General features: G+C 44.9%; 27 protein-coding genes and 2 riboswitches. Of the genes, 8 read left to right on the forward strand and 19 right to left on the reverse strand.

Annotated features, from left to right (window positions below; translation table 11 throughout):
* The 6 genes from hutU to KYJ26_RS00520 form a co-directional block, all read right to left on the reverse strand.
* Nucleotides 1-1671, reverse strand: coding sequence for a urocanate hydratase (gene hutU, locus KYJ26_RS00495; RefSeq protein ID WP_219165430.1), 1671 nt, complete (start codon nucleotides 1669-1671; stop codon nucleotides 1-3).
* Complete coding sequence (gene hutH / locus KYJ26_RS00500; protein ID WP_219165431.1) at nucleotides 1664-3196, reverse strand: histidine ammonia-lyase; 1533 nt, start codon at nucleotides 3194-3196, stop codon at nucleotides 1664-1666. The genes hutU and hutH overlap by 8 nt, the downstream gene beginning before the upstream one ends.
* A 228-nt stretch (nucleotides 3197-3424) precedes the next feature.
* A complete protein-coding gene (hutP, locus tag KYJ26_RS00505; protein ID WP_224943861.1) occupies nucleotides 3425-3871 on the reverse strand; it encodes a hut operon transcriptional regulator HutP in 447 nt (148 codons plus the stop codon).
* A 226-nt stretch (nucleotides 3872-4097) separates the two neighbouring features.
* On the reverse strand, nucleotides 4098-4580 hold the full coding sequence (locus tag KYJ26_RS00510) for a hypothetical protein (RefSeq protein WP_219165432.1): 483 nt from the start codon (nucleotides 4578-4580) through the stop codon (nucleotides 4098-4100).
* Between the two features lie 101 nt (nucleotides 4581-4681).
* Nucleotides 4682-5254, reverse strand: coding sequence for an REP-associated tyrosine transposase (locus KYJ26_RS00515; RefSeq protein WP_219165433.1), 573 nt, complete (start codon nucleotides 5252-5254; stop codon nucleotides 4682-4684).
* Between the two features lie 128 nt (nucleotides 5255-5382).
* A complete protein-coding gene (locus tag KYJ26_RS00520; protein ID WP_219165434.1) occupies nucleotides 5383-5541 on the reverse strand; it encodes a hypothetical protein in 159 nt (52 codons plus the stop codon).
* A 196-nt stretch (nucleotides 5542-5737) separates the two neighbouring features.
* Between KYJ26_RS00520 and KYJ26_RS00525 the strand changes: the two genes are divergently transcribed.
* Entirely contained in the window at nucleotides 5738-6151 is a 414-nt protein-coding gene (locus KYJ26_RS00525; RefSeq protein ID WP_257474822.1) for a helix-turn-helix domain-containing protein, read from the forward strand.
* Between the two features lie 119 nt (nucleotides 6152-6270).
* On the opposite strand, the gene KYJ26_RS00530 is transcribed toward KYJ26_RS00525, so the two are convergent.
* Nucleotides 6271-6432 carry a hypothetical protein gene (locus KYJ26_RS00530; RefSeq protein ID WP_219165436.1) on the reverse strand — a complete coding sequence of 54 codons (162 nt, stop codon included), beginning with the start codon at nucleotides 6430-6432 and terminating at the stop codon, nucleotides 6271-6273.
* 196 nt (nucleotides 6433-6628) lie between these two features.
* A riboswitch (cyclic di-GMP riboswitch) is annotated at nucleotides 6629-6703 on the forward strand.
* Nucleotides 6704-6965: 262 nt separating this feature from the next.
* Here KYJ26_RS00530 and KYJ26_RS00535 point away from each other — a divergent pair.
* A complete protein-coding gene (locus KYJ26_RS00535; protein ID WP_219165437.1) occupies nucleotides 6966-7631 on the forward strand; it encodes a hypothetical protein in 666 nt (221 codons plus the stop codon).
* Between the two features lie 23 nt (nucleotides 7632-7654).
* Nucleotides 7655-8890 carry an efflux RND transporter periplasmic adaptor subunit gene (locus KYJ26_RS00540; protein ID WP_219165438.1) on the forward strand — a complete coding sequence of 412 codons (1236 nt, stop codon included), beginning with the start codon at nucleotides 7655-7657 and terminating at the stop codon, nucleotides 8888-8890.
* A gap of 52 nt (nucleotides 8891-8942) precedes the next feature.
* Here KYJ26_RS00540 and KYJ26_RS00545 read toward each other — a convergent pair whose 3' ends face one another.
* Complete coding sequence (locus KYJ26_RS00545; protein WP_219165439.1) at nucleotides 8943-9452, reverse strand: hypothetical protein; 510 nt, start codon at nucleotides 9450-9452, stop codon at nucleotides 8943-8945.
* A gap of 134 nt (nucleotides 9453-9586) precedes the next feature.
* On the opposite strand from KYJ26_RS00545, the gene KYJ26_RS00550 reads away from it, so the two are divergent.
* From KYJ26_RS00550 to KYJ26_RS00560, 3 genes are all read left to right on the forward strand, one after another.
* Entirely contained in the window at nucleotides 9587-11197 is a 1611-nt protein-coding gene (locus KYJ26_RS00550; RefSeq protein ID WP_219165440.1) for an alkaline phosphatase, read from the forward strand.
* 330 nt (nucleotides 11198-11527) lie between these two features.
* Complete coding sequence (locus KYJ26_RS00555) at nucleotides 11528-13162, forward strand: hypothetical protein (RefSeq protein ID WP_219165441.1); 1635 nt, start codon at nucleotides 11528-11530, stop codon at nucleotides 13160-13162.
* Nucleotides 13155-15980: a DEAD/DEAH box helicase gene (locus tag KYJ26_RS00560; RefSeq protein ID WP_219165442.1), complete on the forward strand. Its 2826-nt coding sequence runs from the start codon at nucleotides 13155-13157 to the stop codon at nucleotides 15978-15980. Before KYJ26_RS00555 ends, KYJ26_RS00560 begins: the two co-directional genes overlap by 8 nt.
* Before the next feature lie 564 nt (nucleotides 15981-16544).
* On the opposite strand, the gene KYJ26_RS00565 is transcribed toward KYJ26_RS00560, so the two are convergent.
* Together KYJ26_RS00565 and KYJ26_RS00570 are read right to left on the reverse strand one after the other, a co-directional pair.
* Nucleotides 16545-16712 carry a hypothetical protein gene (locus KYJ26_RS00565; protein ID WP_219165443.1) on the reverse strand — a complete coding sequence of 56 codons (168 nt, stop codon included), beginning with the start codon at nucleotides 16710-16712 and terminating at the stop codon, nucleotides 16545-16547.
* A 24-nt stretch (nucleotides 16713-16736) separates the two neighbouring features.
* A complete protein-coding gene (locus KYJ26_RS00570) occupies nucleotides 16737-17114 on the reverse strand; it encodes a single-stranded DNA-binding protein (RefSeq protein WP_219165444.1) in 378 nt (125 codons plus the stop codon).
* Between the two features lie 263 nt (nucleotides 17115-17377).
* Here KYJ26_RS00570 and KYJ26_RS00575 point away from each other — a divergent pair, with 263 nt between their 5' ends.
* Nucleotides 17378-17818, forward strand: a complete 441-nt coding sequence (locus tag KYJ26_RS00575) for a YwpF-like family protein (protein WP_219165445.1) — start codon at nucleotides 17378-17380, stop codon at nucleotides 17816-17818.
* A gap of 93 nt (nucleotides 17819-17911) precedes the next feature.
* Nucleotides 17912-18232, forward strand: a complete 321-nt coding sequence (locus KYJ26_RS00580) for a helix-turn-helix domain-containing protein (protein WP_219165446.1) — start codon at nucleotides 17912-17914, stop codon at nucleotides 18230-18232.
* A gap of 35 nt (nucleotides 18233-18267) precedes the next feature.
* On the opposite strand, the gene KYJ26_RS00585 is transcribed toward KYJ26_RS00580, so the two are convergent.
* The 9 genes from KYJ26_RS00585 to spoIIID all read right to left on the reverse strand — a co-directional run bounded on the left by KYJ26_RS00585 (nucleotide 18268) and on the right by spoIIID (nucleotide 24865).
* Nucleotides 18268-18408 carry an anti-repressor SinI family protein gene (locus tag KYJ26_RS00585; protein WP_257474808.1) on the reverse strand — a complete coding sequence of 47 codons (141 nt, stop codon included), beginning with the start codon at nucleotides 18406-18408 and terminating at the stop codon, nucleotides 18268-18270.
* 29 nt (nucleotides 18409-18437) lie between these two features.
* A riboswitch (cyclic di-GMP riboswitch) is annotated at nucleotides 18438-18582 on the reverse strand.
* A 566-nt stretch (nucleotides 18583-19148) separates the two neighbouring features.
* Nucleotides 19149-19529: a hypothetical protein gene (locus KYJ26_RS00590; RefSeq protein WP_219165447.1), complete on the reverse strand. Its 381-nt coding sequence runs from the start codon at nucleotides 19527-19529 to the stop codon at nucleotides 19149-19151.
* 211 nt (nucleotides 19530-19740) lie between these two features.
* Complete coding sequence (locus KYJ26_RS00595) at nucleotides 19741-20040, reverse strand: hypothetical protein (RefSeq protein WP_219165448.1); 300 nt, start codon at nucleotides 20038-20040, stop codon at nucleotides 19741-19743.
* 196 nt (nucleotides 20041-20236) lie between these two features.
* Nucleotides 20237-20671, reverse strand: a complete 435-nt coding sequence (gene fabZ, locus KYJ26_RS00600; protein WP_060672841.1) for a 3-hydroxyacyl-ACP dehydratase FabZ — start codon at nucleotides 20669-20671, stop codon at nucleotides 20237-20239.
* A gap of 305 nt (nucleotides 20672-20976) precedes the next feature.
* Entirely contained in the window at nucleotides 20977-21252 is a 276-nt protein-coding gene (locus KYJ26_RS00605; RefSeq protein WP_219165449.1) for a DNA-directed RNA polymerase subunit beta, read from the reverse strand.
* A 15-nt stretch (nucleotides 21253-21267) separates the two neighbouring features.
* Nucleotides 21268-22110, reverse strand: a complete 843-nt coding sequence (locus tag KYJ26_RS00610; protein WP_219165450.1) for a flagellar hook-basal body protein — start codon at nucleotides 22108-22110, stop codon at nucleotides 21268-21270.
* Nucleotides 22111-22166: 56 nt separating this feature from the next.
* The gene (locus KYJ26_RS00615; protein WP_219165451.1) at nucleotides 22167-23009 is read right to left on the reverse strand and encodes a flagellar hook-basal body protein; all 843 of its coding nucleotides are present in this window, start codon (nucleotides 23007-23009) and stop codon (nucleotides 22167-22169) included.
* 47 nt (nucleotides 23010-23056) lie between these two features.
* On the reverse strand, nucleotides 23057-24067 hold the full coding sequence (gene mreB, locus KYJ26_RS00620; protein WP_034765201.1) for a rod shape-determining protein: 1011 nt from the start codon (nucleotides 24065-24067) through the stop codon (nucleotides 23057-23059).
* Nucleotides 24068-24604: 537 nt separating this feature from the next.
* A complete protein-coding gene (gene spoIIID, locus KYJ26_RS00625; protein ID WP_034765200.1) occupies nucleotides 24605-24865 on the reverse strand; it encodes a sporulation transcriptional regulator SpoIIID in 261 nt (86 codons plus the stop codon).
* Between the last annotated feature and the right edge of the window lie 981 nt (nucleotides 24866-25846).

Below are 25846 nucleotides of genomic sequence, written 5' to 3' on the forward strand. Positions count from 1 at the left end.
TTATTCTCCTCCTTTGTTCATTGGGATGTGGATGTTGTGCTTTTCGGCTGTTTTCTCAGCGATATCATAGCCTGCGTCGACGTGGCGGATGACGCCCATTCCAGGGTCTGTTGTCAGTACTCGTTCAAGGCGTTCCTGTGCAAGGTCCGTCCCGTCTGCGACAACGACCATTCCGGCGTGTAGTGAATAACCCATGCCTACTCCGCCGCCGTGGTGGAAGGAAATCCAGGAGCCGCCTGCCGCTGTGTTGATGAGGGCGTTCAGGATCGCCCAGTCACCCACTGCGTCACTACCGTCCTTCATGCTTTCCGTTTCACGGTTTGGTGAGGCAACGGAACCGCAGTCGAGGTGGTCACGGCCGATGACGATCGGTGCTTTTAGTTCGCCGTTTTTGACCAGTTCATTGATGGCGAGACCCATTTTCACACGCTCACCGTAGCCTAACCAGCAGATGCGGGAAGGAAGACCTTGGAATGCCACTTGTTCCTGGGCCATGTCGATCCAGCGATTGAGTGCTTCGTTTTCTGGGAAAAGCTCTTTGATCAGGCGATCCGTTCTATAGATGTCTTCCGGATCTCCTGACAGTGCCGCCCAGCGGAATGGTCCTTTTCCTTCACAAAATAGTGGTCGGATGTATGCCGGTACGAAACCAGGGAAATCGAATGCATTGTCGACTCCTTCATCCTTCGCGACCTGGCGGATATTGTTACCGTAGTCGAATACGATGGAACCGCGGTGTTGAAACTCGAGCATCGCTTCCACGTGTTTCGCCATGCTTTTTTGTGATAGTACTGTGTATGCTTTCGGGTCTTGTTTGCGGAGCTCTGCCGCTGCTTCAAGTGTATACCCTTCTGGTACATAGCCATTCAATGGATCGTGTGCTGATGTTTGATCGGTTACGATGTCGATTTTGACGTCACGCTTGAGGAGTTCATGATGAACCTCTGCTGCGTTTCCAAGTAGAGCGATGGAAAGTGGCTTGCCTTGGTCACGAGCTTCATATGCCATCATCAGCGCTTCTTCGATGGAATCGGTTTTCACATCACAGTATTTTGTGTCGAGACGCTTTTGGATACGCTCTGCATCGACGTCGACTGCAATCACGACTCCTCCGTTCATCGTAACTGCGAGTGGCTGTGCTCCACCCATTCCACCTAGGCCGGCTGTAAGGGTGATCGTTCCTTTAAGGGAGTTGTTGAAATGCTTCTTCGCCAGTGCCGCGAACGTTTCATATGTCCCTTGCAGGATTCCTTGTGTTCCGATATAAATCCAGCTTCCCGCCGTCATTTGGCCGTACATCATGAGGCCTTTTTGATCGAGCTCATGGAAGTGTTCCCAATTCGCCCATTTTGGTACGAGGACCGAGTTGGAAAGCAGGACCCGCGGAGCTGCTTTATGAGTTTTGAAGACACCAACCGGTTTTCCGGATTGAACGAGCATGGTTTCATCGTTTTCAAGGTTTCTCAGTGTGTGGACGATAGCGTCGAAGGATTCCCAGTTACGTGCCGCTTTCCCGATTCCGCCGTAGACGACTAATTCTTCAGGAATTTCCGCTACCTCAGGGTCGAGGTTATTGTAGAGCATGCGGAGAACCGCTTCCTGCTCCCATCCTTTACATTCGAGGTCCGTCCCTCTTTTTACGTGTACGATTCGTTTGTCTGCCTTAACCATTTGTCGTTTCCTCCTTTGTTTTGGTTGGTTTGATGAGTGTGCTTAGGGTTGTTTGCTGCAGCCATTCGTTTGCTTTTTCTATGTCTTTCGAGAAGATCCGGTCCTTTGTAATGGACGGAATGACCTTTCTCGCTGCTTCGTAAAATTGTTTTGTCTTGCTTGCCATGAGGTCCGTCCCTCGATGTTCTGCTGCCTGTAAGTTGCAGATGAGTTCTACGGCGAGGACTCTTCTTGTGTTCTGCAAGATTTGATAGGCGTGGCGTGATCCGATCGTTCCCATGCTGACGTGGTCTTCCTGGTTGGCTGATGACGGAATCGAGTCAACGCTCGCCGGGTGGGCCAGGGTTTTGTTTTCGGATACGAGTGATGCCGCACAGTACTGCATGATCATGGCTCCTGACTGCAGACCCGGCTGCGGGCTTAAGAAAGGCGGCAGGTCGTTGAGCTGCGGGTTCACGAGACGTTCGATCCGTCGTTCTGAGATGTTGGCGAGTTCTGCGACGGCGATTTTCATGAAGTCCATGGCGAATGCGATCGGCTGGCCGTGGAAGTTCCCACCTGATATGATTTTTTCACCATCGTCGAAGATCAGTGGGTTATCCGTTGCTGCGTTCATTTCGATTTCGAGCTTTTCTTTTACGTAGTCAAGGGCCTGCCAGGATGCTCCGTGAACCTGAGGGATGCACCTTAGAGAGTAGGCGTCCTGGACCCGGAGCTCCCCTTGCTTCGTTGTAAGCTTGCTATCTTGTAAGTAGTCTCTGATTCTTTGAGCAGTAGCGACCTGCTGAGGATATCCCCTCACTAAATGAATATCTTCGTCGAAGGCATCCATGATTCCTCTTAATCCTTCCAAGGTCAGACTGGCGATCATTTCACTTTGGTAGGCGAGTTCCTCCGCTTCCAGGTATCCGATGACGCCCATAGCCGTCATCGCCTGTGTTCCGTTGATGAGTGCCAATCCTTCTTTCGCCTGTAGCTGGATTGGGAAAATGTTTTCTTTTGATAGGACTGGCAGGGTTTGATGTACTTCACCCTGATAGTGGACCTCACCTTCACCCATCAAAGCCAGTGCTAAATGGGAAAGAGGCGCTAAGTCTCCACTTGCTCCAAGTGAACCCTGTTGTGGGATCACTGGATGGATTCCCTTGTTGAGGAACTCCGCTAATCGTTCAACGATGACCGGTCTAACACCGGAATACCCTTTTAACAGAGCATTACACCTTAGCAGAAGCATCGCACGTGAAACGTTCTCAGGGAATGGATCACCCACTCCACACGCATGAGAATGAATCAGGTTCAACTGAAGCTCCTCTACATCATCCGCATCGATCAGCACATCACTGAACTTCCCAAAGCCCGTGTTGATCCCATACACCACACGCTTCTCCTTCACAATCCTCTCAACCGCCGCACGACTCTTCCTCACCCGCTCCATACTCAGCGGCGAAAGCTCCACGTGCTCCTTCCCATAAATAACCCTCTTCGCCTCATCCAAACTCAAACTACAACCCGTCAACTCCACCATTTCGGTTCACTCCTTCTATATTAGGGACGGACCTAAAAAAACAAGCTATCTTCGGTTCATTCCCATTGATATTTGCTGTCATTACTCGTTTTTTCTCTTTAACGCTTTAACCTGCCGAGGGACGGACCTCCCGGCTCACATTCCCACACAAAAAGGAGGCTCGACCAAAGACAGACTTCTGCCTTTGGTCGAGCCTCCTTTCAACTAATATCTCTAGGCTCTCATTATTTAAATATGATTGATTCCAAGTCCGATCGTTTCGTGCTCCAATCCCTTGATGGGCGCACCGATCGTCCCGTATAACGCTACAGCGATCCATTCGCCTTCCTCTTCACTTTCATATGGAGTGCCCCTTACAACAGAGAATCGCAATCCCACGGTTCGAAGGATCTCCCCAAGTTGCGTATGTCCCCGGGTGACTCCGGTTAAGGCTTCCATAATCGCGTGGTACAAGGCGTGCATCTCCCGGTAAAGATCTTCCCGGACAAGGTCACTCCGCTTCGCCGCCGTTTCAATCGCGGCCACGATCTTCTGACTGTCCATCGATCCGATCTTCCCGGTGCAATAGCTCCAATTCAGTTCATTGAAATGACGATTCCACTCTTCTTCCTCCCTGTCTAACAGGAGAAGAAGCATGGCATTCTTTCCGATACGAGTATGATCTGTCTTATCCAAGTGGCATTCGCACCTTACATGAAAATTCTAAAAATACTAATAACTACTTTCATTGTATGGTCTGATTCTTAAGAGGTCAACGAAAAAAGTGGTGATTTTAGAAACTTAGAGAGGTAGTTTGGTAGCGTGGTAAAGGGTTTTTGTAGCGGAGCCAAAGAACGGGATGTGGAGGTCCGTCCCTCAAAAAAAGACGTACCTATTCAGATTAGGTTCGCCTGATCCTCCTTTACTCTTCTTGTTTTTTGCCTTTTCCTTTGAATATTTTAGGGTTGTTCATGAGGTAGGTGACGGTGCTGTCATCGGACTTCAGGCACAGGTAGGAGAGGATGTCCTGTGTGTCTTCTTGTGAAAGTGGCCCATCCACAGGATAGAGAGGCAGGATTTTCAATTGGTCGACACCTTCTCGCCTTTCCAGTACAACTTTGCAGTCCTTTGGTGTGTTATCCCCGATTCGGACAAACTTAAACGGGATCGAATGCTGTCGGTCGATGGGGACGGCAAACAATGTGGTGAACCCGACTGTTTCAAGAATCTTGTCCGAATACATGATGCTCTCGAGTGCATGGGAGAACCCCGGAGGCTGATTCACAACAACCAGCTTATTGTAATAATGCTGCCCCTGAAAGACGACTAGAGGCTTCTTTGATTTTTTGACACTTCTTTTGGTAACATAAAAATCCTCGAATACCAGAATATATTCCTTTTTCATTGTTTCCTCCCCTTGGAAATAGTTATTTTGTCCTACACAATATGAATTTCGACATAATTATAGATAATCCTCTAAACTTTTCCAAAAATATATACTTTTTTTCACTTTTTAATTGTATTTTTGTCGAGAGCTTCGTCGTGGACTTCTTTTTCTACGTAATTCTTATAATGTTCGACCTGAGGTATCGGAAAGTAATTGAGAGTACGTTCCTTCGAAAGAAGTGGGTTATCGATGGAGTGAATGTAGGAAGGATAACTGCTCCAAGGGTAAGACTCGGGGCGGATGGTGAGCTTGCCTTCTACGGGATTTTGATGAATATATCTGCTCGCTTTGATGAAATAGGATGGTGTATCGATTTTAGTGGACCCATACCGTCCTTGGAAAACATGTCCGACATAGTCATATTTTTTGTTGAAATACACGGCGTAGCGGGTGTGGAGGATGCGAATGATCTTCTCCAGCGGGACATCGTGGGTTTCGATCAGCAGATGAATGTGGTTGGGCATCAAACAGTATGCGTGGATGGTAAATGGATATTTGTCCTTCGTCTCTTGCAAATACAATAAGTATTTCTTGCGGTCCTCATCATCATGGAACAGATCCTGCTTCCTGTTCCCTCTTGCGGTCACATGGTAAGTCGTTCCCGGACTCCAATCCCGAGGGGTTCGAACCATAACATCACTCCTTCTCTAATTTTCATCATCGTACCCTAATATCTATTCGACACAACTTCCCAAAATCCTCTTTTTTGTTTGAGGGACGGACCTTTAATGAACCGGGTAGAGGTCCGTCCCTCAAGATTTTAGTAGTTGTCCCTTTTGTAATAGATTAATAGATGATTCCCACTATATTTTGTGCTGAGTACTAAGGATGAGTTTGATTTAAAACGGACCCATGTGACCTGTTTCTTTTCTCCCCTTATGGTCAGAAGTCCGATTCTCCCCTTTTTTCTTTCCCCCATTCCATCTCCACCTTTACCCCCAAATCGACAAAATTACAATTATATTTACATTTTAATACGATTTACTGTAGTTTTGTATACTTTTTCCAATTTATTTATATTCGTAATCAAAATAAGCATTTCAAAACGTGTAATTTTCTAATACCTGCACACAAAACCTTTATCTTGAAGAAAAAAGGGATAGTCGGTGAAAACAATGGATTTACATGTAGAGCTACAACATTACCGCAATGACGTACTAGAACTTACCCAGAGAGAAGCCGCCCTTCGTTTAAATATCAACCAAAGTACGCTATCAAATTATGAAAATGGCACAAGAGACATCCCCTACAAGATGCTCCTTACCTTTAAAGAAGTCTATAAAATCCCGACCCACGAAATGAACCGGATCATGTACGGGGAGAAGAGCGACGGCCTCGGACAAAGTCACGACCCCATGATCCTGCGTGAACACTTCGAAGACGATGAGACAAGAGAAATCATGAAAATCCTTCAAGATTACCCAAAACTCAAGCGAACCCTGTCATCCCTCTCCTACTTCACAGAAAAACGCAAAGAGAAATTCACTTCTCAGGTCTACCACCTCTACCAAACGATGAAGGACTGGTAGAGGGACGGACTTCCATTTCAGGAACCGAAGCCTTGTTAAATCAAGGATTTGGTTCCTTTTTAGCTTTGAGATAGAGGTCCGTCCCTCAAAAAAAGCGCTTAGATCCCTGATTTCGGGGTCTAGAGCGCTTTTTGGTTTGAATCTATTGTATATCCTGATTGTAGTTCTTTTTTTAGCCAGTGGATCATTGTGTTAGTATCCATGTTTCCTTGTTGACCTTTGTCGAACGCTTTTTGTATCACGTTCAGTATATGCTGATCATTGTTCGCATTTCCTTTCAAAATGACAACCTCCTACACGTAAAAACATTTTATATCACTTTATTACACTATTAGACGAGGTTTCAAACATCAATTTTATGCTATATTACCAAAAAAAACCACTTTTTAAAAGATAAAATTTAATAAGAATTATCTGAGAAAACTACTATTTACCTATTCATCTTGGGTACTATTGTGTCGATATAATAGGGTATGGACGGAAACAAGGCAAAATCATCGAAAGGTGATGACGCAAAGCTATAGGGGCTACTCATGCCAGCCAGCTGCCAAACCAAGGAGGGATTGTTTTGTCGTTTTTAACACCCGAAGAAATAGTAGAGAGAAAAAAAGCTCGAAAAATGTGGATGTACATAGGGCTATTTATTTTTACAATTGTATTAATCGCTGGAACCACATATTTAACGTACCACATATGAAAGCGTCAATAGACGCTTTTTTATTTTCTTTGATTTTCATTCTACAATTTATGGAAAGTTCCGAGGTTTTTCGATAGAATAAGAGAAGTAATCTAAACTAGTTGGAGGCAACCATTTATGCATAAAGAAGTTAAACTCATCCGGGGATTGAGACAACCATCCTACTTCTTTTATCAATTGAAAGAAATGGAAGTATTAAGAGGATATAGACAAAAAATCCTCCTTGTTTTCATATTGTCTGCCCTTGTCTTTGGACTCATATCTTCACTTGGAATTGGAATGGATCCTCTATCAAAAGAACTAACCACCCTCTCACCCTTTACATTCGAGATGGAGAAGTTCTTATTTCTATTAGGAAGAATCATCTCAGGTCTATTATATGCGGCGATCATCCTTTTTGTACCAGCCCTGATTTTCTGGACCATTTCAGACGAAGGAGAATATCGCAAGCTTGTCATCACCCAAAGCTTGGTCCTGCTCATTTTATTGATTGAAAGACTAACCTATATTCCATTGTCACTTTTTCTTTCACTTGATTGGTTCTCGTCCCCTCTATCACTCGGAGTCATTGCTCAGTACATAACAAGTAAACCACTTTTTATTTACTTACTTGGCTGCTTCTCCTTGTTTAAGATATGGGTTTTCTATATCCAATACAAAGGAGTCAAAAGACTGACTCAGCAAAAAAACTGGCTCATCTGGCTCGTTATTCTGTTAACAAACCTATTATTCTGGAGTGTTACCGCATTTATGGCATTCCTTGATTTTTCAAAATTAATCTAACTATCTAAAGGCTGTGAACAAACATGCATAAACGAACCCTATTCTATACCACCCTCACCGTGTCGCTCCTTTTTATAGGTGCCAATACATATCTCATCGAAAAGGCGGACAGCAAGGTCGACCGGGAAGTCCGCGTCGCCGAATGGGAACCCGTCAACAAAGGGGACCTGGCAAAAGAACTGCCAAAAGCAGGTGTGGTTGCATCAGAAGAAGAAAGCTACCTCTATTTCAATGACGAATTCGGTTCATTCAAAAAGTTCCTCGTCAAAGAAGGAGATCAAATTAAATCCGGGACCCCTCTTTATGAATATGAAGTAACCGATCAAACCCAGCAAAAAAGCTTACTGGAATCAGAGGCCGATCAGCTGGAAGATGAAATTGACAGCATCGAAGACAATATTTCAGATTTGAAACGACTGGAATCTTCTCTTCCATCTGACTCTAGCGACGACAAAGAAATTCCCATCAACGCAAGCGCCCTTCAATCGGAATATGATCTAAAGAAAGAGATTGCCGACAAGGAACTTGAAATCGACCGCCTGGAGAGTCAGATCGATAATCTGGAACGTCAAATCAAGGATATCGAATCGTACGAAACGACCCTGACCGTGCAAAGCAGCGTGGACGGAACCATCAAAGACCTTTCACATGCCGTCGAGAATCCTTTAATCACGATTGCATCTCAGTCCACCATCGTCACAACGGACCTTACGGAAAAAGAAATTACGACAGTCGATGAAAACATGAACGCAACCGTCCAATCGGATGTTGAGAAAAAGACCCAAAAAGGTACGGTCACCAAAGTGGCCTCCCTGCCTAAAAACGATCCGCACATCCAAACAGACAGCATGTATCCTGTCGAAATCAAACTTCAGGACACAAAGAACGAGTTGCTCCCAGGACATCACGTCTTCTTATCTATCATCACGGAAGAAGTGAAGGGTGCGTTTGTCGTTCCAGTAACGGCAGTTGAGAAAGATGGAAAATCAAAATATATGTGGATCCTGAATTCAAAAGGCACCGTCGAAAAGCGCAAAGTGGAAACGGGACTTGCAGTCGACGGACAGCAGCAGATCACATCCGGAGTGAAGGCTGGGGAATACTATATCGTATATCCTGACGACATTCCCGCGTTACAAAAAGGCGCAGCGTTCATCACGGCCCTTGATTGGGATAAAGTTAAGCTGAGAGATTTGAAGAAATTTAATCGACCGACGATTCTTGAGAATTTATTGTTGGGGATTTTGGAACGTAAATAATATAAAAAAACCAAGAATGAGCTGTCACTACATTCTTGGTTTTTTTGTATTTTCAATGATTTCTTCTAATTCTTTCATCCATTATAAAGAATAGGATCGAACAGCACACTGCAGCTGCAGAAAAGCCGGGATTATAAAAATACGTCACTGCCCCAAATCCAATATGTATAAGACCAGACACCCAAAGTCGATTTCCCATAAACCTCATTGCTATCGCTTCAGCTACGATTGAAGCAGGTATACCATACAAAAAATTCCCCAGCAGACTAAATAGAAGGATCATCAGCATCGAAAGGAAATCGATACTATACACATCTCCATCAAAAAGGGATACGAAAAAGTAAAAGACGAATAATCCAATAGTAAAGCCGATCGATGTATAAAGCGCTGCCCTCACTTTACGGGGACCGTATATTAATAATATATTCCTCATACCTGGGAGCACCAGGACTCCGAGCGCCAATGCCACCAAGCCTAAGACCTCTAAAGGAGTTTGCGAGACCATTAAAATCGTCACGACAACCACCATCGAAAAAATAATCATGAAATTCTTTTTAAACACGTTCTTTCACAAACCTTTTTATTTTCATTGTACAACAGCATAGAACACGCAGAAAACCCCTTTTACATACATACTCCTCCCTAACCAACAAATACTAACTTTTAACACTCAACAAAAAGGAGCGCTCCACAAACATGAAAACACTCAAACGCCTCACCACCCTAACCATCCTCCTCTCCCTACTCTCCTTCACCCTGCCCTCCACCTGCCTCTTCGCCGCCCAATCCAACAAAAACGTCATCCTCCTCATCATGGACGGCACCAACTCCGACATCCTCACCCTCTCCCGCTGGTATCGAGGGACGGACCTCCAACTGGATAAGGTTCTGACAGGCGGCGTCCGTACATACTCCGCACAATCAGCCATCACCGATTCGGCTGCAGCGGGATCGGCTATGGCAACGGGTGTGAAAACCAAAGCGGATTACATCGGAATGAACCCTGATGGACGCCCCGCTCTCACCGTCCTTGAAGGGGCAAAGCTGTCAGGCTACCGGACCGGCATCGTGTCGACCTCCCCTGTCCAGCACGCCACCCCTGCAGCCTTCACCTCCCACACCTTGAACCGGGATGAATTCGGTGATATCGGTGAACAGCAGGTGTACCAGGGTCTGGACGTGGTGTTAGGAGGCGGTGCTGCGTGGCTAAAACCACAATCCAAAGACCACGCAAAAGACGACGACGGCATGCTGAAAACGAAGGAAGTCAGCCGTGAAGACGGGGAAAACCTGGTTAAGGAGATTTCGGCCTCCGGCTACGATATGGCCCTGAATAGGGACGGACTTCTGAGAAAAGCCGTATCTTCCAAGCTGTGGGGAGTGTTTGCGGACGAAGACATTTCATATGAATTCGACCGAAAGACGTTAAAGCCTGATGAACCTTCCCTGGCGGAGATGACACGCGCCGCCATGAACCGGCTCTCTCAAGGGGAAAAGGGTTTCTTTCTCATGGTCGAAGGAAGCAAGGTGGATTGGGCAGCTCATAAAAACGATCCTGTCGGGATGATCAGTGAGGTGTTGAGCTTTGACGATGCAGTGGGAGAAGCACTCGACTTTGCCCGTAAAGACCGGAATACCTTGGTTGTTGCCGTGACGGATCACGGAAACAGCGGTTTGACCCTCGGGAATCAGGGAACGAATGGGGATTATAAAAATCTGCCTGCCGAGAAGTTCATTGAGCCATTGAAGAAAGCCAAACTGACTGTTAAGGGCGCGACCTCCCAGCTTAAAAAGAATCGGACTAATTTAAAAGAGGTTCTTTCAAGCTATGGGTTGGGGAACCTGAGCAGTAAAGAGTATTGTGCGATGGAAGATGCGAAAAGTGTCGAGGATCTCGAGAGTGAAATGGTGAGGCTGATGGCAAAGCGGGCAAACCTCGGATTCACTACCCATGGTCATACCGGTGAAGACGTTTTCCTTTATGCTTATGGGCCGGGGAAACCGATGGGGTTAATTGAGAATATAGACATTCCGAAGGTGATCTCTTCGTATATGGGATTTTCATTAACGACTGGGAAATTCGCTTCCTGGTATGTGGACGGAAAAGAATTTTATCGTGGTAAGGGATTTAAGGTGAAAATTGAGGGACGGACCTCCAAAAATCCAGTAATGGTGGCGACGCGTGATGACCAAGTGCTACGTTTTCCGGAAAATAAAGATTTTTATTGGAGAAACGGTGACAAAGTGGGGTTGAAGAGCGTGAATGTGTATGATGGTGAGACGTTTTATGTGCATGTGGAGGAGTAAGGTGGGGATAGGGTAGGGTAGGGTTTAATTGGGATTGTTTATTTTCGGGGAGTTTATTTTCAATTCTCTTCACAGAGTATAAAGATACAACACTTTTGCGTAATCAATACGATATTGATTAGCGACTAGCCGGATGTATTCTCGACTCGCCCTCCCCTCCCCACGGTACCTGGCACCAACACGACCAACCGTGCCAGGCACCACCTCCTCACACCATTCGACAAACTCCCCACCCTCCTTTCCACCACTTCCCCCACCACATGTTCCTTTTCCCCCTCCTTTTGCGTTATAATAAAAGAATGCGATTTTATAGATTGGAGAGGTTGGTTGATGTCGATTCGTATTCAGGAGTTGAAGGATAAGTTGCTTCCCATGAGTCAGTCGATACAGGGTGAGCTGGACCCGAATCTGGATGAGAGCAAGAACGTCGTCTCGAAGGGCCTTCTTTTGTTCCGTCAGAATCTGGTTTCGAACGTGAAGGTCCGGGATGATGAGGTGACGGCGGAGGTGCAGGATGTGACGCCTGTGACCCTTGAGCTGAACTTGTTGTTCCCCCTGTTAAGCAAGTGCTCGTGCCCGCAGAATCAATGGTGCCGGCATCAAATGGCGACTTTTTTTATGCTCTATAACAAGGTCGGCCGGGTCAGTGAGTGGATACAGAATTGGCGGAGTCAGTCACAGCCTGCCACTCAACAGGAGCAATCACTGGATGATCTCATGAAGAAGCACGGCAACCTGAAGAAAGCCAGTGATCTATTAAATGAACGGAAAACACGGGGCAACACGCCTGATGAATGGTGGCAGTTCTTTGACTCCCTTCTTAAAAATGAAGATTTGGAGTTACTTGAAAGACAGCCCTATTTAATGGATGTCCTCGTGCAGAATATTACGAAGCGATTTATGAAGGAAGCTCCCTTCGAACGGGAATGGAAGCCCCTTTATCAGCTTTTCGCGACCCTATATCTATCGATTCACATCGACCTTTATTTAAAAAAACGGAACGTCGAGCTGAGCCGGGAGCAATACAGTATGTATGATTTCCTGTTAGGCGAAATGGAAGACGCTGTGGAAAAACTGTCCATCCACGCCATGCCGTTCAGCTTCGATCCGTATATTGCTTTTTTGAAAAAGAAGACGATCGAGATGAGCGATTCCACCGAGAACAGTACGATGATGAAGGCGGAAGTATACCGCTTCCTCTGGTACTACCTGTTCAAGCAGAAATCGTGGCGCCGTGAAGAAGTGGCGCGGTTGGAAGAGACGGACAATGAGGATACGACCTTTTACAACGTTGCCCTCCTACATCAATATCTCCTCCTGGAGGATCTGAATAAAGCAAGTGAAGTGGTAGATGAGCTCGGGACAGAACTCGTCGCTTTCAGTGAATTCTGGCTCCGTAAATTTTTTGTCGGCAAGCGGTACGAAGTCGGCTTCTTCCTGGTCCGGAATATCCTCTCAAGGATGCCGGATCACCTCGGGACCCTGGATTATTATGAGGCAACCCGGTTCGTCCGCTGGTTCGTACGGATATTGCCGATGGATTGGCTCATGGAAAAGGACAGCGCCCTCGTGAATGAGCTCCTGCTCTCCATGTTGCCGTACAGCTTCTTTTCGTACAATGAGTACTTAATCAGCGCGAAGGCCTATCGTGAGTGGGTCGAGCTGCAAAGATATATGAACTACAGCATCGGTGAGATGGAAGGCATGGGGCTCCGAGATGTGACGAAGGAAGCGCCTGAATTAGCCCTTCCCATCTATTACACCGGCGTCATCACAGCGATCGACCAGAAGAACCGTGACAGCTACAAGCTGGCTGTCCGTTATATGAAGAAAATCCGGACGATTTATAAAAAAACGAAGAAAACGGATAAGTGGGACGTCTATCTCACCTATATCCTCGACAAATACAAGCGATTACGTGCGTTCCAAGAGGAGTGCAGAAAGGGTAAGTTAATCGATGCTTAAACTGTCTTCCGTCAAGATCAATGTCCATACAACTGAATACGAAGACCGTTTCTTCATCACTGCGGAAAACGACAAAGGAGAGCTTCTCCCTCCAAAGGATTGGAAGGGCCAGCTGTTTCTTTGGCATGAAGAAAGCTATTATGGGACCCTCCTTGAGGAAACCGATGGCGGAATTCCCGTCACCCAGTGGCAGTTCCTGACGTTACTTGCAGGCGAGCACTTCAGCGGCATGATCCAGTGGGACTGGGATGAAACCGGGCAGGCGTGTATCGCCATCGCCCCGGTCATTTACGAATCGGTGGAAGCCGGACGCTGGCTCCCGCGGTTCGAGGAATGGCAGGAAAAAGGACTGCAGTTCCACATCCCCAATGAAGTCTGGTCGAACTTCAACGACGAATTCTGGGAGGAAGAGCTCCCCGGTGGAGGTCCGTCCCTCAAATCGTTGACCGAATCCTGGTTTCAGGGTGCGTTGAATGAGGCGATGGCTTCAGGCGGGTCTAGTGCGATGAAGCGGATCCAGAAGCTGAAGGAGAGTACGCTGACTTCAGAGGAGTTGGATGCTTACTTTGATGAGAGACGGTGGAGTGAGTGGATTTCAGGCGGCGATGAAGAGCTGCCATTCTCCATTGGGCTCCGCATAACAGAACCCCTCGATGAGGATCAGTCTTGGGAGCTTGAAACGGTATTGCGGGACAGAAAGAAAGCGAGTCGAATCATATCCCTGACTGAGGACACGGTCCCTCCTTCCTGGAAAAAGCATCTCTCCGACGTTTCGGAAGAACAGGAACGCTGGATAAAGATGATGCCGATTCTCCGTGACACGGACGGTTCCCTGCGGACGGCTCTCGGTGAGCACGATGCATGGGATTTTCTATCCGTTCTGAGCGAGAAGCTCATCGACCTTGATATCGAAATCCTCCTGCCATCGTGGTGGGAAGCGATGAAGGACGCACAGGTACTGGTGAAAGCCAAGCTTAAGAATACCGACACCAGCTACCGTCCTTCTTTCGTTGGATTGAACGCCATGCTCGATTTCGACTGGCGCTTGTCCATGAACGGCGTCAATTTATCGGAAGATGACTTTAATCAACTTGTGGACGATCAACGTCGCTTGGTGAAAATCCGCGGTCAGTGGATGAAGCTCGACCCTGCCATGATCCGCCGTATACAGCAGATGATGACGAAAGCGAAGGCTGAAGGAATCTCAATTCAGGATATGCTGGAGCAGGAACTGGTCCCACGTGATGGTGATGAGTCAGAGTTGGATCCTGATGATGACGAGCATGATCCATATAAATACGCCCGCATTCAGCTGGAACTCAACCGATCGATGAAAAAAATGATCCATCAACTGACAAATGTGTCATCAATTCCGCTGACGGAAACGCCTGATGATTTTATCGGCGAGCTCCGTTCTTATCAGCAGCTTGGGATGAGCTGGATGCTCTTTTTACGGAAATTTGAATTCGGTGCATGTCTGGCCGATGACATGGGTCTCGGAAAAACGGTTCAGCTGATTACGTATCTGCAGCATGTGAAGAAAACCGAGAAACCGGAGACACCTTCTCTGATCATCGCTCCAACCTCAGTACTCGGAAACTGGCAGCGCGAGTTGGAGAAGTTCGCACCGGATTTGAAGGTTCACCTTCATTATGGACCGACCCGTGCGAAAGGCGAAGACTTTGCCGCTACGATCAAGGATGTCGATGTGGTACTCACTTCATACGGCTTGTCTCATATTGATTTCGATGAGCTGTCGCTTGTCGAATGGACCTCGATTTCCCTTGATGAGGCGCAGAATATCAAGAATGCCAATACGAAGCAATCCCGGGCGATCCGCAAGCTGAAGGGTAAGCATCATATTGCGTTAACGGGGACCCCGATGGAAAACCGTCTATCGGAACTCTGGTCCATCTTTGACTTCCTGAACCACGGCTATCTCGGTGGTTTCACACAGTATCAGAAAAATTACATCGCTCCCATCGAAAAAGACGAGGACGAAGCAAAGGTCAAAGAGCTTCAGGCCAAGATTAAGCCTTTCTTATTGCGTCGAACGAAGAAAGACCCTGAAGTCGAGTTGAATCTTCCTGAAAAGCTCGAGCAGAAAGAGTATTGTCATTTGACGGCTGAGCAGGCGGCACTTTATGAGCAGCTCGTGAAAGACACTCTTGCGAAAATCGAGACTTTGAGCGGATTTGAGCGCAAAGGTCTGATCCTGCAGATGCTGAATCAGTTGAAGCAATTATGCAATCACCCTGCTCTCTATCTGAAGGAACCGGATCCAAAATCGATCCTGTCCCGGTCTGAAAAAATGCAGAAGCTGAAGGATATCGTGGAAACCGCTCTTGAATCCGGAGAAGCCTGCCTAATTTTCACACAGTATATTTCCATGGGTGAGATGATCCAGGAAGTGATGAAGGAAGAGTTCAATGTGAAGGTGCCGTTCCTGAACGGTAGCATGGCAAAAGGTAAACGGGATGAGCTTGTGGAGAAATTCCAGAACGGCGAGTTCCCTGTCTTCCTGCTATCACTGAAAGCCGGCGGTACCGGATTGAATTTGACTGCCGCCAATCACGTCGTCCACTACGACCGCTGGTGGAATCCCGCCGTTGAAAACCAGGCGACGGACCGTGCCTACAGGATCGGACAGAAACGATTCGTACACGTGCATAAGCTCGTATCATCAGGTACGCTTGAAGAAAAAATCGATGCCATGCTGATGAAAAAGCAGGCTCTGAACGATGAGATCATCCGCAGCGATCAGTGGGTGACAGAATTGTCGGATCAGGATTTGGAATCTTTGTTGGTGTTGGAGTAGTAGGATTTGCCTCTTTCCTTTTTGGGGAAGAGGTTTTTTTGCTGGTTTGGGTCGCTTGGATAATGGATATATTTGGATAAATACGCTATTAATGAAAAAATGACGCAATTACCCGCGGAAATGACGCAATAAATTTGAAAATGACGCAATCACCCATTAAAATGACGCAATTAATCTTCAGAGCGACTTCATCCTCACTAATACAGCCCCAATTAATCATAAAATCAAAGCCAGAACCCGGTTCAAACGGGGTATTCACTTTCCCAGCCGCCAAGTTTCTCTCAATTCTGTCTCATTTTACACCAAAACTGTACACACCCATCGTAATCTCACGCCACTTTTACAAGTATAATTGTAAAACCCACCCAACCTAAAAAAACACCAGCCTCCCCAAAAGGAAACCGGCTCAACATGAAGATAATAAGGGGAATAAATCACTTGCTCACTTGCTACACATGTTTATGTCTAATGAGGCACTACAGAGGCATCTTGCGGTGACCGTTGGAATTTGAGACATAGCTTATAGGTTGGATCATGCGTATGGAATGAATTCTGGGTTGAGGCTTAAGATGAGGTTTTCATCGTAGGGTATTCGTACCCTTGTTCAAGGGCTGTCACACGTTGTGATAGGTAGAAATGTTCGACATTGAGTCTTGCTACTTTTTTAATGAGATCCTCCGTCATTTTTTCCAATCGATCGATTCTTTGTTCAAGATCTTGCAGTGTGGTCACGACTCCCTCTCCTTTTTTATCATGTTAAAATGGTAATTCAATTGGCTCTTTCTTACTCGATTCTGAAGAAATTGTTGTGGATGGCTTACTGTCCAGGAAGCGCACATTTTCAGCGATGACTTCCGTAATATACGTTCGTTTTCCCTGATCATTATCAAAATAGCGGGTCTGGATCCTCCCCGTCACTCCAACGACTGATCCTTTCCTGCAGTATTTTTCCGTGTTTTCGGCGGCACGATCCCATATCGTACAGAGCACGAAATCCGCGTCAACTTGCCCTTGCTGATTTTTAAATGGCCTTTTCATGGCGATCGTGACACTAAGTACAGATTTTCCTTCCATTGTTTTTCTTGCTTCGGGATCTTTGGTCAGCCTTCCCACCAGGGTCACTTGGTTGATCAATCTCACTCCTCCTTTCTCCTAAGCTGTTTTCATCTTACAACCACTATGCAAATCTTGTAAAATCGTGAATTTCCGAAATTCGAGGCAAAAAGGGCTTGAATTTTGGAAATTCCCCTAGGGAGATTTGGTGACATTTGATCAAAAACGAACAAAAATACACAAAATTACAACTTTCGTCCTTTTTTTCATCAGCGATTGTATTAGGGAAACATTTCGCCCTGTGATATAATTTGATAAAACCTTTTAATGGGAGATGTTCGTTCATGAAAACCTTTAAAGTGATTTCACTGCAAGTTGTGGAGAATGATGAACTGCGTGACTTTGAGCTTGTGGACGGTCTGATTATCAATAAAGAAGACGGACAAAAAACGTGGCTTGTCGAAACGTATTTGTCAAATGAATACATCGAATTTTTCCAAAAAGCCCAGCAACAAAAGGAAGACTTGGAAATCCAGGTTGTTATTTCTCACGAAGCCAATGATCCCGCTGCCTTTATGACATCCATCCGCTGCATCAAGGAGATGGATGAGCATATCAGCATCATGTTTGAAGGGAAATTGAAGAAACAGCGGAACGAATATGCGGAAATTCTGCTTGATGACTTAGTGCAAAAAGGATATTCCGGGGATGAATTAGTTCGCGAGTTCCGTGAGAAGATGGTCTCGAAGCCAAGGATTCCTGCTACGGCAAAGCCGAGCGTGTAATAATACGAGATTAAGTAATTTAATAGGAGATTTTATGATATAATTGGAATTAATATTGTGACTTCTTACAAGAAGTTCAAGGTGGTGTCCCTAGTGATTGGTGAAAGAGTTAAAAAATACAGATTAGAAAAAAGAATGTCTATGACAGAGCTCGCCGAAAAAGCGGGAGTGGCCAAGTCATATTTGAGTTCTATCGAACGTAATCTTCAGCAAAACCCTTCCATCCAGTTCCTGGAGAAAGTGTCAGCTGCTTTAAGAATTCCAATAGATGCACTTCTGCATGATCAACCGGAAGATCAAAATATTGATCATGAGTGGCTTAAAATTACAGAAGAAGCGATGGATTCTGGAATTTCCAAGGAGCAATTCAGGGAATTCATTGAATTCAACAAGTGGAAATTAGAGAATAAATAAAGTCTTGCGAGAAGGTTCGCAAGACTTTATTTATATTAAATCACTTTGTACTCGGCATTCGTATTCGGGGATTGGCTGTGAAGAAATTCCCTGATTTCATTTTTAGAAATTCCCGCGTCAAGTGCTTGTTTAATTAGTTCCATCCATTCCAGATCCAGTTCACGATTTGTCATCATTTTTCCCTCCCAAAATACGATTAAGTATTTCAGGCAGTCCAGCCATCATAGTCTTCAAATAAACATATTCCCCTCATCATTCTTTGTCGTTTCATCATGAAGCCATGCTTATTTTCCAACCTTAGATCTGTGACTTTGCGTCCCCATTTTTCAATGAGTTTGCCTTTGTCTGACTCTTCCATTCGAACTACTTCCATTATACTAATAAACACTTTGACATCGTGTTGTTTTTTGTCTATTCTGTTAATTTACTTTACACCATTTTCTTACATTTTAAACCGTTTTCCGACAATCGTTACCTATTATCTACAAATCCACTTAAACAGATCATGTCGAAACATTATTCTTGTACCTTTCTAGCTTTTTCTTAAGAGGCAGAACTTGATCATTGATATTTTGATAATGACTACTGGGATTATAAAACGCATGATCGGATAAATCCATCCTACACGCCGGACATAGCCATTCACCCGTTTCTGCACTGCTATAGGAAGGTCTGGTACAGCGACTACAGATTTTTTTGTACACATCATCACCTCTTACTTTATTTATATGTTTTTTTAAACTCAATAGACATATTTTATATAACACTCAATTTGTTCTCATTAAAGAACATCGGTTTATTATATATTCTCTTTCACTAGATAGAATCCCTTTATCAATTACAATATTTTCTAATATATTTTTCCATAACGAAAAAACCTCTTCCAAATGGAAAAGAGGTTTTTCAAAATAATAGCTTATTTATTTTCATCTAAACGTTCAATCAAATATTTAGCTTCAAGCTTACAAGAATAATCATAGTCCGTACCTGATTGCTTCTGTAAGTTTTCCAGCATGTCAATTTGTTCTGATGTCGGTTCTTCCGATAGAATTTTTTCCATCGTTTCATTGATCTTTAGTGCTAATTCTTGATGGAATTCATCATCATTTTTAGTCTCATCACTGAGATTCTTGTACCAGGAAGCATGTTCATTTATGTATGTACGCCAACTAGAGATGAAGTCCTGGATATCGAATTTATCTTCCTGCCACTGAATCGAAGCCATGTATTGTTCGAATGAGGTTTTTATTGAACGGGTAATACTTATTTTTGTACCCGATGATAAGTTTTTTAACATGTATGTAAAGTACCCCCTAATCAGTATCCTATACGCGATATTATTTTTACTATAACATAACCGTTTGATGATATGTAGGTAATGAAGTGCTGAAAAATATGGTAATGCTCCCAAAATATATTATACTATTATATTTTACAGTAATGCGTAAACTACTGCAAATATCAGGAAAAAAGCAGAGGCGACCTTCCGTCACCTCTGCTTCCTATTCTTACTCGTCCTTATTATCCTTATCCTTCATATCAATATCATCTTCTATAACGTCTTCTTCAGGCGTGTTTTTATCCTTCGCCGCATCTTTGTCGCCGTCGACATTCTTGTCTTCAGACTCAGGGTATTTCTCTTCATTCATGTCCCCGTTGTCGTTCATGTCGTCATTTTCATCCATGTTGTCGTTCTCTTCCATTGGCGCTTCGTCTTCCGGAGGAGGCTCCTGGTTAGCGTTACATCCAACTAGAAGGAAAGCAGCAAGTGCTGACCCACCAAGGATCGATAATAACTTTTTGCTCATGATGTATGACTCCTTTCTGTATGTTCAATTAGTGTAAGACCGTTACGTTGGTCTTTTGTTAGCTTTCCCGGAAATTGAATTTACTTGCATGGGGGAGAAATTATTTGGGATGTTAAAAATAGGGACCGTTGGAGTGGGATGGTTTTGAACATAAAAAACCGGACCTTATCAGATCCGGTTTCGTACAAGCATGATTCTATTCCTGCTTATCTCCAAGAGCAAACATCATCTCTAATTCACAAGCAACTTCACCGTCAACCGTTGCAACACCTTTCCCTTTGCCGATCGGCCCTTTAAAGCGGATCATTTCCACTTCCAAGCGGAGCTGGTCCCCTGGCTTTACCTGGCGCTTGAAACGGCATTTGTCGATGCCAGTGAAGAACGCCAGACGTCCGCGGTTATCCTCCACCTTCAGCATCGCTACAGCTCCTACCTGAGCCAGTGCCTCGACGATCAACACGCCGGGCATCACAGGATAATCCGGGAAGTGACCATTGAAAAATTCCTCATTCGCCGTCACATTCTTAATCCCGATCGCCTTCTTGCCTTCCTCAACCTCTAAAATCCGGTCAACCAACAAAAACGGATAACGATGGGGAATAATCTCTTTAATCTCATTAATATCAAGCATCTATAACTCCTCCTACCAATATGTATGTACACCTTATTGTACAGAAACAAGGGTAAGAATAGCAAGGAGGGACGGACCTCGAAAACAGGCAGAATTCTCCAAGAGAATCCCTGTATATCAGTGATCTACATCCAAAAAGGACTCAATCTCGAGGTCCGTCCCTCCCCACTGCTCTTCGCAGCTATATCCACGTTCAAAAAAAGGGACGGACCTCGAATTTCAAGCTCCATCAACAGCAGAATCCCTTCATAGCAGGATTTCTTGCGAATAAAGCTAATTAATTCGAGGTCCGTCCCTCAAAGAATTTATTTTTTCACTACGATATCAATGATATGCTGCCAGGTTTCGGCTTTAAAGACGTCGGCTGCGTTGCCGTTGCCGATGCCTGCGAAGCCGATGACGGCACCCAGTGCGAGACTTCCTGCAAGTAGGAGGATGAACAGAAGGATCCTGAGCCAGATTGGGAGCATGCGAACTCGCACCCAGCGTGACGGCTTGGATTCGTCCTTTTGCTTTGCCTTCTTTTCTGCTTTTACTGATTCTCTTGTCGCTTTTTCTTGCAGTAGCTCTTTTTCACTCATAGCATTTAACTCCTTTTAGCGTATCCCATTTACAAGGCCCATCATCTGATCTGCAAGGGAGATCGAGCGCGCCTGAAATTGATATGATCGTTGGACATTCAGCATGTCCGTCATTTCCTTACTGATATCCACATTCGATCCTTCTAATGAATTCTGGACCATGGATATAGCAGTCCGTTCTCCTCCAGTGACGTTCGTCAGTACTTCATCTTCCGTCACGCCCAGTTCATCCAGGTTCTCGGCCAACCCTAACAGATTGCCTCCAAACTGTTGGAGGAACTGAGACTTCTCAACCGTCACTACGCCCAGATTGAACTGTTCTTCCACTCCGCGGGAATCCCTGACTGTGAGAACCCCATTATCGCCCAATTCAAAGGCAGAAGCATCTTCTGAGAACGTCATAACGTTATCATTTTCATCCAGGATCGGCAAGCCGCTTCCGTTCACGAGCATCGCTCCCCCATTCCCGGTCGGACTGACGAAGAATGCTCCGTCCCTCGTATAGCGGACGGCACTCGAGCCGTCTTCCTGAGATAGGACTTTAAAAAACTGGCGATCACTGGTCAATGCAAAATCCAACGCACGGCCTGTCGCTTTCAACGATCCCTGATTCAAAATGAGTTGGGACTGCGATAGCTTGGCCCCGTTCCCTTCCCGGACTCCAAGAGGGGTGAGCCTGCCTGCTTCAAACTTGTCTACACCCTGGTTTTTCACCTGTTGGACGAGCATCTCGGAAAACGAGGCATCCCGGCGCTTATATCCGTTTGTATCTGCGTTCGAAAGATTATGACCAATCATATCCATTTGTTTCTGCAACTGGCCTAATGTATTGGTTGCTGTAATCATCGTTCGATTCATGACACGTTCTCCCCTATTATAAGGTATTCAGTGGCGAAATTCATTTACAATACTTGCTATCCATTGACACGACCGATTTCATTGGCCGCCTTTTCCATGCTGCGGTCATAGGCTTGAAGAACCTTCTGGTTGGCTTCAAATGCCCTGTAAGCCGACATCATGTCTGTCATCGTCCGTGAAGCGTCAACATTTGACCGCTCCAGGAAGCCTTGTTTAGTGGTAAACGAAACATTGTCCTCTTCATAAGCATCAGGAAGAGCCCCATTGTCTTCTCTTGCAAACAGACCGTCTCCCTGCTTAACCAGCAGATTCGGATTATTCGAGTATCCCACTCCCAATGTAGCGACAGCGTTCCCGTCCACTACAATCTGACCGTTCTCCCCAACCGTGAACTGATCACTATCTAGTTGGATCCTGTCACCATTGTCATCCAAAATATAAAAACCGCTGTTCGTCGTGAGGAAGCCGTTTCCGTTCACCGTCAGATTTCCGTTACGCGTATAGCGAGTACTTCCAGCCGGTCCTTCCACCGTCAGGAACACCGATCCCCGGATTCCTGTCTCTCTGTCCACCGGCATAGGACCATCCAACAGGGCCACATCCAAGCCGCGCCCGGTTTCCTGAAGGTCACCTTGAATAAAGGAAGGAATCGTTTCCTGCATGTAAACACCCGTATTCAGTTTCCCCACTCTTTGGTTAAACGGAAGGGTTAACGTTTTCTCAGTGGGAATCGATGTTGAATCCATCCGGTCCATCAGCATTTCAGGAAAGGCCCGCATCGAAGCCTGATCCGCTTTATAACCCGGTGTGTTGCTATTGGACATATTGTTCGTCAGCATCTCTGTTTTCCTCTGTTGAGAAAGCATGCCGGATGCTACTGTATAAAATCCTCTAAACATCTACTTTCACCTCTTAACGGTTATATCGGATCATTACCGCAATCGTTTTACCCAATTCTTCTTCTTGAAATTTTATCGATATTCTCAAGCATCAACCCAGTTCCCACGGCTACACAATCCATCGGGTTCTCCGCAATCAGTACAGGGACTTTCAATTCTTCTGCAAGAAGGGTATCCATTCCATGAAGGAGTGCCCCACCGCCTGTTAAAATGACTCCGCGGTCAATGATATCCGCTGATAATTCAGGTGGAGTCTTCTCAAGGACATTCTTCGCAGCCTGTACGATGACAGCTACAGATTCACGAAGCGCGCCTTCGATTTCTTTAGACGTCACAGTGATGGTACGAGGCAGACCCGAAACCATGTCACGGCCGCGGATGCTCATTTCCCTGCGGTCTTCATCAAGCGTCTCAGAGAATACCGTTCCGATGTTCACCTTGATATCTTCAGCCGTACGCTCCCCGATCAGAAGCTTGTACTCTTTTTTAATATAATTCAGAATTTCGTGATCAAATTTATCCCCGGCCATTTTGATGGACTGACTCGTTACGATGTCACCCATGGAAAGAACCGCTACATCCGTCGTTCCTCCACCGATGTCCACGACCATATTACCCGTTGGATTGAAGATATCCATGCCGGCACCGATTGCCGCTACTTTAGGCTCTTCTTCCAGGTAAATCTTCTTCCCGCCGCTCTTTTCAGCCGCTTCCCTGATCGCCTTTTGCTCAACGCTCGTGATGTTTGTAGGACAGCAGATCAAGATGCGTGGCTTCGAAAGGAAACCCTTTACATTTAACTTATTAATGAAATGCTTCAACATTGCTTCTGTTACATCAAAGTCGGCGATGACTCCGTCTTTTAACGGGCGGGTCGCCACGATATTCCCTGGAGTACGTCCGACCATGCGGCGCGCTTCTTCTCCAACAGCCAATACCTTACCAGTATTCTTATCCAGCGCCACAACCGATGGCTCATTCAAGACGATTCCCTTTCCTTTTACATGAATTAATACATTAGCCGTACCAAGGTCAATCCCAATATCTTTCGCAAACATCTTGTGTTTCTCCCTTCTTCTCCTACAAATTCATGAACTTCATTCATCTATGATTTCACTAGTATGTCATTACGTTTTAACGTTAAGGCAGAACTTTCACCTAATTAATTATTTTACCATAAATATGTCGAAGTGAGATGGTATTTGTCAAAAAAATGTATTGAGATTGTTATTTAATTGGAAATAGATAGGAGGTTTAGGTGGGGATGTTACAGGAGTGTTAATTTTTGATGGGGGATGTTTGATGTTTTTGTTCAGCTGCTGAATGTTTCGGGGAATTCAGCTGTTGAATATTAGCTGTTTTTTGACAGGTGAAATGCTTCGTGAGTTCAGCTGCTGAATTTCAAGGGATATTCACCTGCTGAATCTCCTTCATTATTCTCCTGCTAAAATAACGGGAATAATCAGCAGTCTAATTCCGTACAGATGATAACAGCTGAACTTCACCCTAAATTCAGCAGGTAAACCAAACATATACCCACAAACATAAAAACACACCAAGCATGACCCATCATTATGGGGCTTGGCGTATTTTGGTTAGCTGTGGAGCTCTTCTTTTTTGTACTTTTGCTTGGTTGCCTCTCCACCTCGTAGATGCCGGATTGATTTATGGTAATCAAGTATGGTTTTGACTTCATTTGCGAGATCCGGATTAATTTCTGGCAGTCGTTCTGTTAAATCTTTATGGACAGTACTTTTGGACACGCCAAACTCCTTCGCAATTACACGAACAGTTTTCTTCGTCTCCACGATATACTTACCAATCTTGATTGTTCTCTCTTTGATGTAATCGTGCACACCACTCGACCTCCCTAAATTGGATGTGAGAAGTGTGAAATGAGACTCGCTTTCGCATCAATGAAATAGTACAGACCCTTTGCACATGGGCAAACGGCAGAAAGCCTTATTTAGGACGGCAGCTTCCTGATGTTACAACGTATAAACAAATATTTAGCTAATGATCAATGGTATAACGACGATTCCTCACCTCAAACACTCTCTATTTTGATAGGTTTGTTTCATTTTATTAGCTTGTGCCCACATATATGCACAAAAAACACAATAAGGACAAGGTTTCGCTTGAATTTTCTGAAAAATAATGGAGGGACGGACCTTCCAAGGGAAATTTCATACAGTCATAAATTATTCGACATCATGTGTTTATATTCTCTTTCTCTCCACTATTTCCTGAGAAATGAGTCGATGATTTCGGTAAATTGTCTGATAATTAATGATTTTCTTTATATAAAAGCCTTACCTGGTTTTAACCTAAAGGGTTCCATTTTTCCCCTATGCATTGAAGTATCAAGGTTTTTGCAAAACTTTTCATAGTTCAATAATAATTGTACATTATCTCTCATATGCAATGCCGTTTCGATAACCATTTTATATGGATGCTATTGATATTTTATCTAAATCCAAGGGGGCGGCACTGATCGGTTGGTTGGAGTCCAGGTTAAGCTCCAGAGCTGATAAATAGGCGGAAGAATTCCGGTTAATTTATAGTTAATATTACAAAAAACTGAAATAGACGGAGAAATTCCGCCTATTGACTAAAAAATACCAAATCGGAGTTCATTCTCTATGGATAAGCGGAAAAACTCCGCTTATTTCCCCCTAAACAAGTTTTATTTTGAATATAACCGGAGAATCTCCGCTTATTTTACTTATGCTGGCTCTGTAATTACGATGAACCCCATAACAAGTATTCACCTAATAAAGAAACTCGCCGAGTCGACTTCGACGAGTTCTGCTTTTTATATACCAAATATGATGCTA

Source organism: Rossellomorea orangium, from assembly GCF_019334305.1.
GTDB lineage: Bacteria > Bacillota > Bacilli > Bacillales > Bacillaceae_B > Rossellomorea.

Excerpts from the sequence above, each read along its gene's own strand:
- hutU (WP_219165430.1), bottom strand. The coding sequence starts at position 1,671 with ATGGTTAAGGCAGACAAACGAATCGTACACGTAAAAAGAGGGACGGAC.
- hutH (WP_219165431.1), bottom strand. The coding sequence starts at position 3,196 with ATGGTGGAGTTGACGGGTTGTAGTTTGAGTTTGGATGAGGCGAAGAGG.
- KYJ26_RS00510 (WP_219165432.1), bottom strand. The coding sequence starts at position 4,580 with ATGAAAAAGGAATATATTCTGGTATTCGAGGATTTTTATGTTACCAAA.
- KYJ26_RS00515 (WP_219165433.1), bottom strand. The coding sequence starts at position 5,254 with ATGGTTCGAACCCCTCGGGATTGGAGTCCGGGAACGACTTACCATGTG.
- KYJ26_RS00520 (WP_219165434.1), bottom strand. The coding sequence starts at position 5,541 with ATGGGGGAAAGAAAAAAGGGGAGAATCGGACTTCTGACCATAAGGGGA.
- KYJ26_RS00525 (WP_257474822.1), top strand. The coding sequence starts at position 5,738 with ATGGATTTACATGTAGAGCTACAACATTACCGCAATGACGTACTAGAA.
- KYJ26_RS00535 (WP_219165437.1), top strand. The coding sequence starts at position 6,966 with ATGCATAAAGAAGTTAAACTCATCCGGGGATTGAGACAACCATCCTAC.
- KYJ26_RS00540 (WP_219165438.1), top strand. The coding sequence starts at position 7,655 with ATGCATAAACGAACCCTATTCTATACCACCCTCACCGTGTCGCTCCTT.
- KYJ26_RS00550 (WP_219165440.1), top strand. The coding sequence starts at position 9,587 with ATGAAAACACTCAAACGCCTCACCACCCTAACCATCCTCCTCTCCCTA.
- KYJ26_RS00555 (WP_219165441.1), top strand. The coding sequence starts at position 11,528 with ATGTCGATTCGTATTCAGGAGTTGAAGGATAAGTTGCTTCCCATGAGT.
- KYJ26_RS00560 (WP_219165442.1), top strand. The coding sequence starts at position 13,155 with ATGCTTAAACTGTCTTCCGTCAAGATCAATGTCCATACAACTGAATAC.
- KYJ26_RS00575 (WP_219165445.1), top strand. The coding sequence starts at position 17,378 with ATGAAAACCTTTAAAGTGATTTCACTGCAAGTTGTGGAGAATGATGAA.
- KYJ26_RS00585 (WP_257474808.1), bottom strand. The coding sequence starts at position 18,408 with ATGATGACAAATCGTGAACTGGATCTGGAATGGATGGAACTAATTAAA.
- KYJ26_RS00590 (WP_219165447.1), bottom strand. The coding sequence starts at position 19,529 with ATGTTAAAAAACTTATCATCGGGTACAAAAATAAGTATTACCCGTTCA.
- KYJ26_RS00595 (WP_219165448.1), bottom strand. The coding sequence starts at position 20,040 with ATGAGCAAAAAGTTATTATCGATCCTTGGTGGGTCAGCACTTGCTGCT.
- fabZ (WP_060672841.1), bottom strand. The coding sequence starts at position 20,671 with ATGCTTGATATTAATGAGATTAAAGAGATTATTCCCCATCGTTATCCG.
- KYJ26_RS00605 (WP_219165449.1), bottom strand. The coding sequence starts at position 21,252 with ATGAGTGAAAAAGAGCTACTGCAAGAAAAAGCGACAAGAGAATCAGTA.
- KYJ26_RS00610 (WP_219165450.1), bottom strand. The coding sequence starts at position 22,110 with ATGAATCGAACGATGATTACAGCAACCAATACATTAGGCCAGTTGCAG.
- KYJ26_RS00615 (WP_219165451.1), bottom strand. The coding sequence starts at position 23,009 with ATGTTTAGAGGATTTTATACAGTAGCATCCGGCATGCTTTCTCAACAG.
- mreB (WP_034765201.1), bottom strand. The coding sequence starts at position 24,067 with ATGTTTGCGAAAGATATTGGGATTGACCTTGGTACGGCTAATGTATTA.